This is a genomic window from Terrabacter sp. C0L_2 (assembly GCF_036352015.1).
Classification (GTDB): Bacteria; Actinomycetota; Actinomycetes; order Actinomycetales; family Dermatophilaceae; genus Terrabacter; species Terrabacter tumescens.
On the sequence record NZ_CP143557.1, the window covers coordinates 472,827 to 486,274 of the forward strand.

Here is a 13,448-nt window from a genome sequence, read left to right on the forward strand (position 1 = left end):
TGACGAGGCTGCCGTGGCCAGTGGCTAGGGTCACCTTTGTGTTCATTGAGTTCTCGCGGCCGGAGGTATGCCGTTGAGCTCGCTCCCGACGACCGTGACCCGCGTGCTCGGCGCGCCGGGGCGGTGGAGCGTGGCGGCGCAGACCTTCGCGCTGCAGGTGCTCATCGCCGTCCTCGTCGTGGCCGCCGGGCTCGTCGGCGCGTACGGGCAGGCGCAGCGCGCCGGGGACGAGCAGGCGATCGCCCGCGCCCTGGCGGTGGCCGAGACGATCGCGGCCACGCCGGCGGTCATCAGCGCGGTGCAGGGGCCTGACCCCTCGCCTGCGCTCCAGCCCTACGCCGAGCGCGTCCGCGTCGAGACGCGCACCGACTTCGTCGTCGTCATGAGCCGCGACGCGATCCGCTACACCCACCCCGACCCGTCGCAGATCGGCAAGAGGTTCATCGGCCACACCGAGGAGGCGCTGGCGGGCGGCGTCGTCCAGGAGGACTACACCGGCACCCTCGGCCCGTCCTCGCGCGTCGTCGTGCCCGTAACCGACGCCGGGAAGGTCGTCGCCCTCGTCTCCGTCGGCATCCGCAAGTCTGCCGTCGGTGAGCGGGTGCGTGCCCAGCTGCCGGGGCTGCTCCTCGCCGGCCTCGTGGCCGCCCTGCTCTCCGGGCTGGGGACGGCGCTCGTCTCGCGGCGCATCCGCCGCCAGACGCACGGCCTCGGCGAGCAGCAGCTGCGCGAGATGTACGAGTACTACGACGCCGTCCTGCACGCCGTCACCGAGGGCCTCATCATCACCGACCTCGACGGCCGCCTGCGGCTCGCCAACGACGAGGCGACCCGGCTGCTGGCCCTGCCCGCCGATGCCGTCGGCCGACCCGTCTCCGAGCTGGGGCTCACGCCGTCGCTCACGGCCGCGCTCACCGACGAGGACCCCCACGAGGACGAGCTGCACGTGACGTCCGCCCGGGTGCTCGTGCTCAACCGGGGTCCGGCCCGCTGGCAGGGGCGCCTGCTCGGCCACGTCGCGACGCTGCGCGACCGCACCGACCTCGAGGCACTGACCGGTGAGCTCGACTCGGCCCGCGGCCTCACCGAGGCGCTCCGCTCGCAGGCGCACGAGTCGGCGAACCGGTTGCACACCATCGTCAGCCTCATCGAGCTCGGCCACACCGACCGGGCGCTCGACTTCGCGACCGACGAGCTCCAGGTCTCCCAGCTGCTCACCGACCGCGTCGTCGGATCGGTCGACGAGCCGGCCCTGACCGCAGTGCTGCTCGGCAAGGCAGCGGAGGCCCACGAGCGTGGGATCTCGTTTGCGATCGAGCCGGGGTCGCACTGGCCCCAGGGCGTCGCGCCGACGCGCGACGTCGTGACCATCGTCGGCAACCTCATCGACAACGCCCTCGACGCCGTGACCGGCGAGGCCGGGCCAACGGGCGTGCCGCGAGGCGAGCGGGACGTGCGCTTCGCCTCCAGGGTCGAGGGGGCGTATGCCGTCCTCCAGGTCTCCGACGACGGGCCGGGGCTGCCACCGGGCGCGGTCGAGGACGCCTTCCGGCGTGGCTGGTCGACCAAGGAGCAGGGCAGCGCCGGACGGCGCGGCATCGGTCTGGCTCTCGTCGCCCAGACCGTCGAGCGTCTGGGCGGCACCCTCGAGGTGTCCGGGCCTCCGGGCGCGACGTTCACCGTGCGACTCCCGGTCGGGGGCGAGCATGACTGAGGCACAGTCGAACCGGGCGCTGCGCGTCCTCGTCGTCGAGGACGAGCCGATCGCGGCCGAGGCGCACACGGCCTACGTCGGCAGGGTCGACGGCTTCGAGGTCGTCGCGACCGTCGGCACGTCGCAGGGTGCGCTGAAGGTGCTGCAGGACAAGGAGATCGACGTCGTCCTGCTCGACATGAACCTCCCCGACCGGCACGGGCTGGACGTCGTGCGGGCCATGCGCGCCGCCGGTCACCGTGCCGACGTCATCGCAGTGACGTCGGCCCGGGACCTCGACGTCGTGCGCGCGGCCGTGTCGCTCGGGGTGGTGCAGTACGTCCTCAAGCCCTTCGTCTTCGCCACCCTGCGCGAGCGGCTGCTCGCCTACCGCGCGTACCGCGAGCAGGTGACGAGCGGCGCCGAGGTCGGCACGCAGGCCGAGGTCGACGAGGTCTTCGCCGGCGCCCGCGTGGCGGGCGAGGTGCGACTGCCCAAGGGGATGGGCGAGGAACTGCTCGCCAAGGTCGCCCGGCTGCTGCGCGAGTCCGACGGCGGGCGCTCGGCCAGCGAGCTCGCCGAGGCGCTCGGCGTCAGTCGCGTGACTGCGCGCCGCTACGCCGAGCACCTCTGCGAGACGAGGGTGGCCGTGCGCCGGTCGAGGTATGCCGGAGCGGGCCGTCCCGAGGTCGAGTACCTCTGGGCGCGCTGACCTCTCAGGCCCGCGCGGGCACCCGACGGCCGAGGCGTGCGAGCACGCGCTCGTGGCGGTCGGCGCCGTCGGTGACGGGCAGCGCGGGCGCGCAGACGCCGTCGTCGTAGAGGTGGTCGCCGAAGCCGTCGGCCGAGCGTTCGATCATGTCGAGCTCGTCGTCGGTGAAGGGCTCGTCGAGCCCGGCTGCAGCGGCGATGTCCCAGCGGTGGACGACGAGGTCGAAGCCGTGGAAGGCGACGATCGAGGCGCCGACCGTGGTGGGGCCGAAGACGCCGTCGTACTCCATCCCGGCGACAGCCGGGTCGGCGAGCAGCTCACGCATCCGGTCCAGGTGGGCGCGCCAGGCCTCGACGGGGTCGGCGCCCGGGTCGGCGTCGAGGTCCACCGAGGTCGTGGCGTCGACGCCGCGGTCGGCGAGGAAGGTGCGCTGGCTGTGGATGACGTGGGCCAGCACGTCGCGGGCGCTCCAGCCCTCGCACGGGCTCGGGGCGTCCCAGCCGGCGGTGGGGACGCGGGCGACGACGGAGCCGAAGGGTTCGGCGAGGCGGAGGTAGGAGCCGAGGGTGTCGGCGGTCGATGAGGTCATGCCCTCACGGTAGGGAGCCGCCCGTCGGTGGGTCTTGATACTTTCCGACACGTGACGACGTCTCCCGGGGCCGGGCGCACGGCGGCCCGCGACGACATCGAGCGGGCCCACCTGGTCGACCCCACCGACCACACGTGGTCCATCGCCCGGGCCTCGGTCTCGCCGGACCTCGGCGACCTCGCGCGACGCTTCTGGATCCCCGTCTGGGACGTGCCCGAGGGACGCGACTCGGTGCAGCGGGTGCTGCAGTACCCCGTCTGCCTCATCGTCGTCTCCGACGGCTACACGCGCTTCTACGGCGTCGTCTCCGGCCTGTCGCACACGATGCTGACCGGCCGCGGCTGGGCCGTGGGCGTCATGCTCCAGCCCGCGGCAGGTCACCTGCTGACGCGCGAGCCGGTGCGCCGGATGACCGACCGGTTCGTCGACCTCAGGACGGTGCCCGCCCTCGACGGCTCCGCGCTGACCCGGGGCGTCCGCTCCCACATGCGCCCCGACCCGACGTCGGCCGACGCCCAGGCGCAGGCACGCGAGGTCGTCGAGGACGCGCTGCGGCCGCTGCTGCCGGTCGACGACGAGGGCCTGCTCGTCAACGCGATCGTCGAGGACGTCGAGACCTCGCCCGAGCTGCTCCGGGTCGACGACCTCTGCGCGCGCTTCGACATCAGCGAGCGCACCCTGCAGCGCCTGCTGCACAAGCGGATCGGGCTCGGCCCGAAGTGGCTCATCCGGCGCCGGCGCCTGCAGGAGGCGGCCGACCGGCTGCGTGACTCCGACGCCGAGCTGGCGGGCATCGCCGTCGACCTCGGCTATGCCGACCAGGCCCACTTCACGCGCGACTTCCGCCGGGCGACCGGCCTGACCCCCGGCGAGTTCGCCGCCCGCTTCCGCTGAGCGGTGCCGGCCGGCCTAGCTCGCCAGGACGTGGGCCCGGCCGTGGGTCTGGCGGCGTAGCGCCGCCGCGCACTCGGCGGCGACGGCGACGGCGAGAGCCGCAGCGGTGTCGTCGGCCGGCTCGGGCACGATGCGGCTGACGATCCCCTGCGCGGCCAGGTCGGACACCCCGACCTGCTGCAGCTCGGCCATCTCCGCGGCGTGCGAGACGTCGCCGTGGACGATGACGCTCGCGCCCTCGGGTGGCAGCGGCGACAGCCACGCGTGCTCCGCGGCGATGACCTCACGCGCCGGCAGGAGCGCGAGCGCCCCACCGCCACAACCCTGCCCGAGCACGACCGACACCGTCGGCACGGTCATCGTGGTCAGCGTCGCGATGCACCGCGCGATCTCGCCGGCGATGGCGCCCTCCTCGGCGTGGACCGACAGCTCGGCCCCGGGGGTGTCGATGACGGTGACGAGCGGCATGCCGAGCTCCTCCGCCAGGCGCATGGCGCGGCGTGCCTCGCGCAGCGCCCCCGGCCCCATCGGCGTGCTCGGCGACTGCCGCGAGCGGTCCTGGCCGACGAGCACGCAGGGCTGCCCGTCGAGGCGTGTCAGGGCGACGAGCATCGTGGCGTCCCGCTCCCCCTCGTCGGTGCCGTTGAGCCGGAGCGTGCCGGAGGCGCCGTGGCGCAGCAGCTCGCGCACGCCGGCACGGTCGGCCCGGCGGGTCACCTCGATCGACCCCCAGGCGGACAGGTGCCCGCTCGGCTCGCCCTCTCGGCGGTCGAGCCGCGGCAGGGTCGGGGCGTCGACGAGCACGCCGAGCGCGCGGTCGACGAGCATCGGCAGGTCCTCGGCCGCCACGACCGCGTCGAGCACGCCCTTGGCGGCGAGGTTCTCGGCGGTCTGCACGCCGGTCGGGAACGGCTCGCCGTTGAGCGCCTCGTAGACCTTGGGCCCGAGGAAGCCGACGAGGGCTCCGGGCTCCGCGACGGTCACGTGCCCCAGCGACCCCCACGACGCATACACCCCGCCTGTCGTCGGGTGACGCAGGTGCACGAGGTAGGGCAGCCGGGCGGCGCGGTGCGCCATGAGCGCCCGCGAGATCTCGACCATGTGGATGAAGGCGGGCGTCCCCTCCTGCATGCGCGTGCCGCCCGACGCGGTCGAGGCGAGCACGGGCAGTCCCTCGGCGGTCGCACGCCTCACCGCGGTTGTGATGCGCTCGGCCGCGGCACGCCCGATGGAGCCGGCGAGGAAGCGGAACTCGTTGACGACCACGGCCACCGGGCGACCGCGCACGAGCCCGCGACCGGTGAGCACCGACTCGTCGGTGCCGGCCCTGGCCGCTGCGGCCTCGAGCTGGAGCCGGTAGGCCTCGGGCTGGCCGCTGATGTCGATCGGCTCGTCCCACGACTCGAACGACCCGGCGTCGAGCACGAGGTCGAGCAGCTCGTGGGCGGTCCACGGTCGGCGCCCCATCACTCCTCCTTCAGCCAGGCGCGGATGGCCGCGCCGTCCTCGTCGAGCGTCGGCGGGGCGTCGTGGTGGCGATGCGTCACCTCGGTGCCGTCGCCGTCGAAGAAGCGCAGCGGCGGACCCGGCAGCGTCAGCGCGCCGAGGGTCGGGTGCTCGACGTCGACGAGCAGGCCCTGGCTCGCGGTCTGGTCCCACGCATACACCTCGTCGAGCGTGCGCACCTTGCCCGCGGGCACGCCGACCTCGGCGAGGCGGCCCAGCAGCGGCTCGGCGTCCCAGTCGGCGAAGGCCGCCTCGACGACCTCGATGACCCGGTCACGAGCGGCGACGCGCTCGGCGTTGGTCGCGAGCCCCTCGGCGGCGGGGTCGAGACCGAAGGCCGCGCACAGCCGCTGCCACAGGCCCTCGCTGCCGACGGCGATCTGCACCGACCCGTCGCGGCAGTGGAAGAGACCGTAGGGGCTGATCGACGGGTGGTGGTTGCCGGCCGAGCGTCCGACCTCGCCCGCCACCGTCCAGCGCGTGCCCTGGAAGGCGTGCACGCCGACGACGGCCGCGAGCAGCGACGTGCGCACGACCGTGCCGACCCCGGTGCGGTGGCGCTCGTTGAGGGCGGCGACCACGCCGTAGGCGCCGTACATCCCCGACAGCAGGTCGGCGATCGGGACACCGACGCGCTGCGGGTCGTCCGGGCCGGACCCGGTGAGCGACATGAGGCCGGCCTCACCCTGGGCTATCTGGTCGTAGCCGGCGCGCCCACCCTCCGGACCGTCGTGGCCGAAGCCGGTGATCGACAGCACGACGAGGCGCGGGTTGCGCTCCATGAGCGACTCGATGCCGAGGCCGAGGCGCTCGAGCACTCCGGTGCGGAAGTTCTCGACGAGCACGTCCGCACGGTCGACGAGCGCGAGCAGCACGTCGCGGTCGGCCTCGTCCTTGAGGTCGAGGGTGATCGACTCCTTGTTGCGGTTGGCCGACAGGAAGTAGGTCGACTCGCGCCGCCCCTCCTCGCCGACGAAGGGCGGGCCCCAGCCGCGGGTGTCGTCCCCCCGTCCCGGTGCCTCGACCTTGATGACGCGTGCCCCCTGGTCGGCGAGCATCATCGTCGCGTGCGGCCCCGCGAGAGCGCGGGAGAGGTCGACGACGAGGACGTCCGAGAGCGGTCCGGCCGAGCGGGTCGGCTGTTCGGGCTGAGACGACTGAGGGGTCATTCGGTCACCATCCGGGGAGGATCAGGGCGGCCCACACGAGCAACGGGCCGGCGAGGACCACGATGACGCTGTAGGTGAGGATCTGCTTGTAGTACACCGGCTCGGTGATCGTGTCGGGCCGGTTCGCCAGCATGAGGGCGCCGTTGGTCGAGAACGGGCTGACGTCGACGATCGTCGAGCTGATCGCAAGCGCCGCGACGAAGGTCGCCGCCCCGATGCCGCCGCTGCTGATGAGCGGCACGGCGATGGGGATGATGACCGGCAGCAGCGCCGTCGAGGAGGCGAAGGCGGACACGACACCACCGACGTAGCAGAGCACGAGCGCGCCGATGACGACGGCGCCCAGGCCTGCGGCCCAGTTGCCCACGAACTCGGGCGCCTTCGCCTCGGTTAGCACGGCGGCATACGTGCTCACACCGGCGACGAGGAGGACGGTCGGCCACGCGACCTGCTTGACGGCGTCCTTGTGCTGGATCGGCGAGAGGATCGCGAGGATGACGGCGGCCGTGATCGAGACGAAGCCGATGTTCTTGTCGAAGGCGAGCGCGACGACGGCGACGAGGGTGAAGGCGACGAGCGTCAGCACCTGGTCGCGCTTGACGCCGAGGGCCTGCGTGCGGGTCGCCGTGACGGTGCCGGTGCCGCGCGTCATGACGCCGACGCCGCCGTGGTGCAGCTCCTCGGTGAGCTCCTCGTCGGCGAGCTCCCCGTCGATGTCGTCGGCGCGCAGGCTCATCAGGCGGCGGCCGCCGAGGACGACGAAGAGGATGACGGCCATGAGCAGGTTGACGGCGAGGCTCGCGAGGAAGACCGTCATCTCGCTCGACGGGAGGCCGTTGTCCTTCATGACGGAGTTGGTGATCGTGCCGTAGATGCTGATCGGCGAGAAGCCGCCGCCCTGCGCTCCGTGCACGACGAACATGCCCATGAGGAGCGGGTTGATCTTGTAGCGCGCCGCGAAGCCGAGCGCGATCGGCCCGATGATGGCGCATGCGGCCGGGCTGGCGGCGCCGATGGCCGTGAGCAGCGCCGTCACGAAGAACATCACCCAGGGGATGAGCGCGACCCGGCCACCCACGGCCTTGACCGCCGACCTGACGATGAGGTCGACGGTGCCGTTGTTCTTGGCGATGGCGAAGAGGTAGGTGACGCCGATGAGCGTGAGGACGAGGTCGCCGCTGACGCCGGCGAGGATCTCCTTCTCGCTCAGGCCGAGCGAGTAGACGCCGACGAGCCAGGCCGCCACGTAGGCGAGGGCTCCCATGTTGATCGGCAGGAGCGTCCCGATCACGAAGAGTGCGACGAGCGCGATGATGGAGACCCATTCCGGTCCCATTGGTGTCCTCCGTCGGTCACGGCCAGCTCGCCTGGTTCCACGCCCTTGTGACGAGGCTCATGGCTGGCTCAGTGGCCTAGCCAATAGGTCAATGGTCCGACTGTCAATACTATGTCCCCATGTCAGCATCGGGGCTGCCGCGCCTCACGAGGACCCGGCTCTACGAGCAGGTGGCCGAGCAGATCACCGCCTGGATCCGGGCCGACGGGCTCGCGCCGGGCGACCGGCTGCCCCCGGAGCGCGAGCTCGCGCAGCGCCTCGGCGTCAGCCGCGCCACCCTGAGCCAGGCCCTCGTCGCCCTCGAGGTCATCGGCGTCGTCACCGTCCGCCACGGGGACGGCACCGTGCTCGCCGAGTCACCCGGGCCGCGCCGCATCGTCGAGGCGATCCGCGCCCACGCGCACCGGCTCCCCGAGATCATCGACACCCGCGACGCCCTCGAGACGAAGATCGCCGCCCTCGCCGCCGAGCGCCGCACCGCCGACGACCTCGCCCGCATCGACGAGGCGATCGCCGAGATGGCCCGCGACGTCAAGGGCGGCGGGCGCGGGGTCGAGGGCGACGAGCGCTTCCACGGGGCCGTCACGGCCGCCGCCCACTCCCTCCTGCTCGCCCGCCTCATGGACGAGATCCGCGACCTCATCCGCGAGACGCGCATCGAGTCGCTCTCGCAGCCCGGCCGTCCCGCCGACTCCCTCGCCGGCCACCGGGCCATCGCCGACGCGATCCGCTCGGGCGACCCCGAGGCCGCCGCCGACGCGATGCACGCCCACGTCGCCATGGTCAGCGACGTGGCGGTGCTGAGAGACGGGACGTGACGCCGGTCGGCACGCTGCCCGAGGTGCTCGCCGTCCTCGGCGCGGGCCTCGCGGCCGGGGTCCTCACCTCGACGGTGGGGGTCGCCTCGCTCGTCAGCTTCCCGATCCTGCTCGCCGTCGGACTGCCGCCGGTCGTGGCCAACGCGTCCAACACCGTCGGGCTGGTGCCGGCGGGGGTCAGCGGGTCCTACGGCTACCGGGCCGAGCTGCGCGAGCACCCGCGGGTCGCGTGGACCGTCGTCGTCACGTGCGCGGTCGGCGCGGTGGGCGGCGCGGCGCTGCTGCTGGCGCTGCCCTCGAGCGTCTTCGAGGCCGTCGTGCCGTGGCTCATCCTCTTCACCTGCCTGCTCGTCGGCGTGCAGCCGCGGGTCGCCCGCTGGCTGCGCTCGCGCGTGGGCGACGACGTCGGACCGCGCACGCGGATGGGTCCGGTGACAACGTTCTTCGCGCTGCTGACGGGCGTCTACGGCGGCTACTTCGGCGCTGGGTCGGGCGTCATGATGGTCGCCGTGCTCGGGCTGGGCCTCGACATCGACCTGCGCGTCGTCAATGCACTGAAGACGCTCGCGATCTTCGCAGGCAACGTCGTCGCGGGCCTCGTCTTCGTCACCGTCGCCGACCTCGACTGGCGGGCGATCGCGCTGCTCGCGGCCGGGTCGGTCGTCGGTGGCTACGTGGGGGCGCGCGTCGGCCGGCGCCTGCCGCCGACGCTCTTCCGGGTGCTCGTCGTCGTCGCCGGCGTCCTGGCCGCGGTCCTGCTGCTCCGCTGACCGCCCGTTCGAGGTGATCGCGGCACCCGTGTCGCTCGCGGGATCACCTCGAACCAGAGGGTCATGCTGCGCGGTCGAGGTGATCGCGGCAGCTGCGTCGCTGCCGGGATCACCTCGAACCGAGGGCGTATGCCGGGTGGCCGGCTCTCAGGCGCCCGTGGCCTCGCGGTGGCGGCGGGCCAGCTCGAGGTAGACCTCGGCGTTGGCCTGGATGCGGGCGAGGCCGGGGTCGTCGATGTCGCGGCGGACCGTCCCAGGCACACCGGCGACGAGCGACCGGGGCGGGATGACGGCGCCCTCGGGCACGACGGCCCCGGCGGCGACGAGGCTGCCGGCGCCGATGTGCGCGCCGTTGAGCACGATCGAGCCCATGCCGATGAGGCAGTCGTCCTCGATGGTGCAGCCGTGGAGCACGGCGCGGTGGCCGACGGAGACGCCGGCACCGATGGTCGTCGGGTGCCCGGCGTCGGTGTGCACGACGACGCCGTCCTGCAGATTGCTGCGCTCGCCGAGGACGATCGGGTCGAAGTCGGCGCGCAGGACCGCGGTGTACCAGACGCTCGAGCCGGCGCGCAGGTCGACGGCGCCGACGAGGTCGGCGCTCGGCGCCACCCAGGCGGTCTCGTGGACCACCGGGGTGACGCCGGCGAGGGTGATGATCACGTCAGTGCGCCGAGACCGTGTCGGAGGTCGCGCCGGAAGTGGCGTGCACCTCGGCGGTCGACATCTTGCGACGGATCCACGGCACGAGGCCGAGGAGCACCCCCGCCACGACGAGCGTGATGACGCCGTTGACGAGGTAGTACGTCGCGTCGCTGAGACCGCCCATCGCCTGGATGAGCTGGGCGGCGATGGCCTGGCCGGCCGCACTGCCGAGGAACCACAGCGCCATGGCCTGGCTCGCGAAGGCGCGGGGGGCGAGGCGCGTCGTGGCCGAGAGGCCGACCGGCGAGAGGCACAGCTCGGCGATCGTCTGCATGACGAAGACGCCACCGAGGATGTAGACCGGCGCGGTGTTGCCCTGGAACGTCGCGAAGGCCCACGACATGGCGAGCGCCGACAGGCCGATGATCGCGACACCGAGGACGAACTTCATCGGGGTCGACGGCGAACGGCCGGCGCGCTTGGTCCAGATCCAGCCGAAGATCGGGGCGAGCAGCACGATGGCGAGCGGGTTGATCGACTGGAACCACTCGGGGTTGACGGTGATGCCGGCCGTCTCCTTGACCGTGTTGTTCGCGGCGAAGAGCGCCATCTTGCCGGCGGCCTGCTCGAAGATCATCCAGAAGAGCATCGCGCCGATCCACAGCGGCAGGTAGGCGGCGAGGTGCGACCGCTCCTCGCGCTCGACCTTGGGGCTGCGGAACATCATCGTGAAGTAGGCGATCGGGGTCAGCACGGCCACGATCGAGATGGCGTCGATGACCTGGTCGAGCACGGTGTCGCGCCACAGGCCGGCGAGCACGACGACGAGCGCGAAGGCGACGACGGCACCGACGGTGAGTGCGGTGACGCGGCCGCGCTCCTCCGGGGCGAGCGGGTTCGGCACGTCGTCGACGGCCCGGCCGAGCGCCTTGCGGCCGACGACGAACCACACGATCGCGATGGCCATGCCGACCGCGGCGGCGGAGAACCCGGCGTGGTAGCCGTAGTGCTCGCGCAGCCAGCCGACGACGAGCGGCGAGAAGAACGAGCCGATGTTGATCGACATGTAGAAGATCGAGAAGCCGCCGTCGCGGCGGGCGTCCTCGGGCTTGTAGAGCGTGCCGACCATCGCGGAGACGTTGGGCTTGAGCAGACCGGTGCCGAGCGCGACGAGGGCGATGCCGAGCCAGGCCGTGGCCGCCGTCGGCAGGGCGAGGCAGACGTGGCCCGCCATGATGACGACGGCGCCGTAGAGCGTCGAGCGCCGGGCACCGAAGAGCCGGTCGGCGGTGAAGCCACCGATGATCGAGAGCAGGTAGACGGACGCACCGTAGATGGCGACGACCGCGGTGCCCGTCGTCTCGTCGATGCCGAGGCCGCCGTTGGCCGCGGTGTCGATGAGGAAGTAGAGCAGGATGGCGCGCATCCCGTAGTAGGAGAAGCGCTCCCACAGCTCGACGAAGAAGAGGGTCGAGAGGCCCTTGGGGTGTCCGAGGAAGGCGCGGTCCTCGGCGCCTCCGCCCACGTTCGGTGTCGGCGGTCGGCCCTGGGTCTGTGTTGACATGCGTTTCTCCCAGCCCCTCGTGAGGGCAGTTCGGCAGTTGGACAACCACCCCAAACTAGGTGGGAGGTCCCGCCTGACTCAAACCCGGGACGTGCGCGCGACGCCTCGGCGCAGCTCGAGGGCGTCCTTGAGCAGGCCCGTCGCGAGCACCGCGCCGACGCCCTCGCCCGCACGGATCCGCAGGTCGAGGAGGGGCTCGAGGCCCAGCTCGCGCAGCACGAGGGCGTGGGCCTTCTCACGCGACCGCTGCCCGGCGACGAGGTGTGCGGCGACGGCCGGCTCGAGGCGCACCGCGGCGAGCGCGCACACCGACGTGGCGAGCCCGTCAAGGACGGCGACACCGCCGGCCTCCGCGACGCCGAGCACCACCCCGGTGAGGACGGCGAGCTCGCCGCCGCCCAGCCGCCGGACGGCATCGGCGGCCGACACCCGACCCACCCGGGCGAGCGCCCGCTCCACGACGTCGTGCTTGCGCTCGATCATCGCGGCGTCGGCGGACGACCCACGACCGACGACCTCGCCGGCCGGGACCTCGAGCAGGGCCGCGGCCAGGGCGGCCGCCACGGTCGTGTTGCCGACGCCGACCTCGCCGAGCGCCACCGGTCCCGACCCGGCGAGCGCGCGGCCGCGCTCTCGTCCGAGGGCCAGCAGGCCGGCATACGCCATCTCGTCGAGCGCGTCGGTGGTCACGAGATCGCCTCTGCGACAACCGATCCCGGCGTCGATGAGCTCGACGTCGAGGTCGGCGGCGCGGGCGGCGACGGCGCCCATCGACGTGCCCTCGCGGGTGGCGCGGGCGACGTCGGCGGTGACCGTCGGGTCGAAGGCGCTGATGGCGTATGCCGTGACGCCGTGGTCCGCGGCCGCCACGACGAGGGTGCCCCGACCGTCCACGGCGGTCAGCGCCGTGACGCGGTCGAGGACGGTGTCGAGGACCCCGAGCGAGCCGGGGACGGTGAGCAGGTCGTCGGACCGGTCGCGGGCGGCGACGACCTCGGCGGGCTCGGGCGCGCGCAGGTGCGAGGTGGGGGCGTCGCGCTCGGTCCAGCGCTCGCGCATGACGACCTGGTCGAGCGGCAGGCGCCGGCTCCACCCAGCGCGCTCGAGCCCCGGCTCGGGCGGTCGCTCGTCGGGCCAGCCGAGGCAGAGCCAACCGAGGGTCTCGACGCCGTCGGGCAGACCGAGCAGCTCGGCGAGCTCGGCCGGCTCGAAGAGCGTCACCCAGCCGAGGCCGAGGCCGTGGGCGCGGGCGGTGAGCCAGATGTTCTCGATCGCGGCGGCGCACGACCAGAGGTCGGCGTCGGGGAAGGTGGCGCGGCCGAGCACCCCGGCGGCCGGGGTGCGCCGGTCACAGGCCACGACGATGCCGAGGGGCGCCTCGCGGATGCCCTCGAGACGCAGGTCGAGCAGGCCGCGGGCCGACTCCTCGGCCATGCCGGCGGCCTGGCGCAGGCGGCAGCGGTCGGCCATCAGCGCGGCCGCGTCGCGGGTGGCCGCCTCGGTGACGACGACGAAGCGCCACGGCTGGCTGTGCCCGACCGACGGGCCGCGGTGGCCCGCGGTGAGCACAGCCGTCAGGACGTCGTCGGGCACCGGGTCGGGCCGGAAGCGGCGGATGTCGCGGCGGGCGCCGACGACCCGCTCGAGCGAGGCGAGGTCGTCGCGCAGGGCCCAGGCGTCGGGCGCCGCAGCCCGCTCGGCGGCCGACGACGGGTCGCCGATCGTCGGGACGGGCCTGCGGTAGCTCACCCG

12 protein-coding genes are annotated in these 13,448 nt (G+C 73.3%); 5 read left to right on the forward strand and 7 right to left on the reverse strand.

What is annotated here, in order from left to right:
• Positions 1-73 precede the first annotated feature (73 nt).
• Together U5C87_RS02215 and U5C87_RS02220 are read left to right on the forward strand one after the other, a co-directional pair.
• A complete protein-coding gene (locus tag U5C87_RS02215; RefSeq protein WP_330475012.1) occupies positions 74-1,714 on the forward strand; it encodes a sensor histidine kinase in 1,641 nt (546 codons plus the stop codon).
• Positions 1,707-2,405 (forward strand): response regulator, encoded by a 699-nt coding sequence (locus U5C87_RS02220; protein ID WP_330475013.1) that lies wholly within the window; start codon positions 1,707-1,709, stop codon positions 2,403-2,405. Before U5C87_RS02215 ends, U5C87_RS02220 begins: the two co-directional genes overlap by 8 nt.
• A 4-nt stretch (positions 2,406-2,409) precedes the next feature.
• Here U5C87_RS02220 and U5C87_RS02225 read toward each other — a convergent pair whose 3' ends face one another.
• Positions 2,410-2,994 (reverse strand): TIGR03086 family metal-binding protein, encoded by a 585-nt coding sequence (locus tag U5C87_RS02225; RefSeq protein WP_030201611.1) that lies wholly within the window; start codon positions 2,992-2,994, stop codon positions 2,410-2,412.
• A gap of 51 nt (positions 2,995-3,045) precedes the next feature.
• On the opposite strand from U5C87_RS02225, the gene U5C87_RS02230 reads away from it, so the two are divergent.
• A complete protein-coding gene (locus U5C87_RS02230; RefSeq protein ID WP_330475014.1) occupies positions 3,046-3,888 on the forward strand; it encodes a helix-turn-helix domain-containing protein in 843 nt (280 codons plus the stop codon).
• Positions 3,889-3,903: 15 nt separating this feature from the next.
• On the opposite strand, the gene U5C87_RS02235 is transcribed toward U5C87_RS02230, so the two are convergent.
• From U5C87_RS02235 to U5C87_RS02245, 3 genes are read right to left on the reverse strand one after another with little or no spacing between them, the layout of a single operon-like run.
• Positions 3,904-5,355, reverse strand: coding sequence for a carboxyl transferase domain-containing protein (locus tag U5C87_RS02235; protein WP_330475015.1), 1,452 nt, complete (start codon positions 5,353-5,355; stop codon positions 3,904-3,906).
• The gene (locus tag U5C87_RS02240; protein ID WP_330475016.1) at positions 5,355-6,563 is read right to left on the reverse strand and encodes a CaiB/BaiF CoA transferase family protein; all 1,209 of its coding nucleotides are present in this window, start codon (positions 6,561-6,563) and stop codon (positions 5,355-5,357) included. The genes U5C87_RS02235 and U5C87_RS02240 overlap by 1 nt, the downstream gene beginning before the upstream one ends.
• A 4-nt stretch (positions 6,564-6,567) precedes the next feature.
• Positions 6,568-7,899, reverse strand: a complete 1,332-nt coding sequence (locus U5C87_RS02245; protein ID WP_030201598.1) for an SLC13 family permease — start codon at positions 7,897-7,899, stop codon at positions 6,568-6,570.
• 119 nt (positions 7,900-8,018) lie between these two features.
• On the opposite strand from U5C87_RS02245, the gene U5C87_RS02250 reads away from it, so the two are divergent.
• Together U5C87_RS02250 and U5C87_RS02255 are read left to right on the forward strand one after the other, a co-directional pair.
• Positions 8,019-8,717, forward strand: coding sequence for a FadR/GntR family transcriptional regulator (locus tag U5C87_RS02250; RefSeq protein ID WP_330475017.1), 699 nt, complete (start codon positions 8,019-8,021; stop codon positions 8,715-8,717).
• Positions 8,714-9,487, forward strand: a complete 774-nt coding sequence (locus U5C87_RS02255; RefSeq protein ID WP_330475018.1) for a sulfite exporter TauE/SafE family protein — start codon at positions 8,714-8,716, stop codon at positions 9,485-9,487. Before U5C87_RS02250 ends, U5C87_RS02255 begins: the two co-directional genes overlap by 4 nt.
• 147 nt (positions 9,488-9,634) lie before the next feature.
• Here U5C87_RS02255 and U5C87_RS02260 read toward each other — a convergent pair whose 3' ends face one another.
• The 3 genes from U5C87_RS02260 to bluB form a co-directional block, all read right to left on the reverse strand.
• Positions 9,635-10,150: a gamma carbonic anhydrase family protein gene (locus U5C87_RS02260; protein WP_330475019.1), complete on the reverse strand. Its 516-nt coding sequence runs from the start codon at positions 10,148-10,150 to the stop codon at positions 9,635-9,637.
• 1 nt (position 10,151) lies between these two features.
• On the reverse strand, positions 10,152-11,696 hold the full coding sequence (locus tag U5C87_RS02265) for a peptide MFS transporter (protein WP_330475020.1): 1,545 nt from the start codon (positions 11,694-11,696) through the stop codon (positions 10,152-10,154).
• Positions 11,697-11,774: 78 nt separating this feature from the next.
• Positions 11,775-13,445 (reverse strand): 5,6-dimethylbenzimidazole synthase, encoded by a 1,671-nt coding sequence (bluB, locus tag U5C87_RS02270; protein ID WP_330475021.1) that lies wholly within the window; start codon positions 13,443-13,445, stop codon positions 11,775-11,777.
• Positions 13,446-13,448 lie beyond the last annotated feature (3 nt).

Coding starts and splice junctions, on each gene's coding strand:
- U5C87_RS02265 (WP_330475020.1), bottom strand. CDS start 11,696: ATGTCAACACAGACCCAGGGCCGACCGCCGACACCGAACGTGGGCGGA.
- U5C87_RS02250 (WP_330475017.1), top strand. CDS start 8,019: ATGTCAGCATCGGGGCTGCCGCGCCTCACGAGGACCCGGCTCTACGAG.
- U5C87_RS02245 (WP_030201598.1), bottom strand. CDS start 7,899: ATGGGACCGGAATGGGTCTCCATCATCGCGCTCGTCGCACTCTTCGTG.
- U5C87_RS02235 (WP_330475015.1), bottom strand. CDS start 5,355: ATGGGGCGCCGACCGTGGACCGCCCACGAGCTGCTCGACCTCGTGCTC.
- U5C87_RS02240 (WP_330475016.1), bottom strand. CDS start 6,563: ATGACCCCTCAGTCGTCTCAGCCCGAACAGCCGACCCGCTCGGCCGGA.
- U5C87_RS02220 (WP_330475013.1), top strand. CDS start 1,707: ATGACTGAGGCACAGTCGAACCGGGCGCTGCGCGTCCTCGTCGTCGAG.
- U5C87_RS02225 (WP_030201611.1), bottom strand. CDS start 2,994: ATGACCTCATCGACCGCCGACACCCTCGGCTCCTACCTCCGCCTCGCC.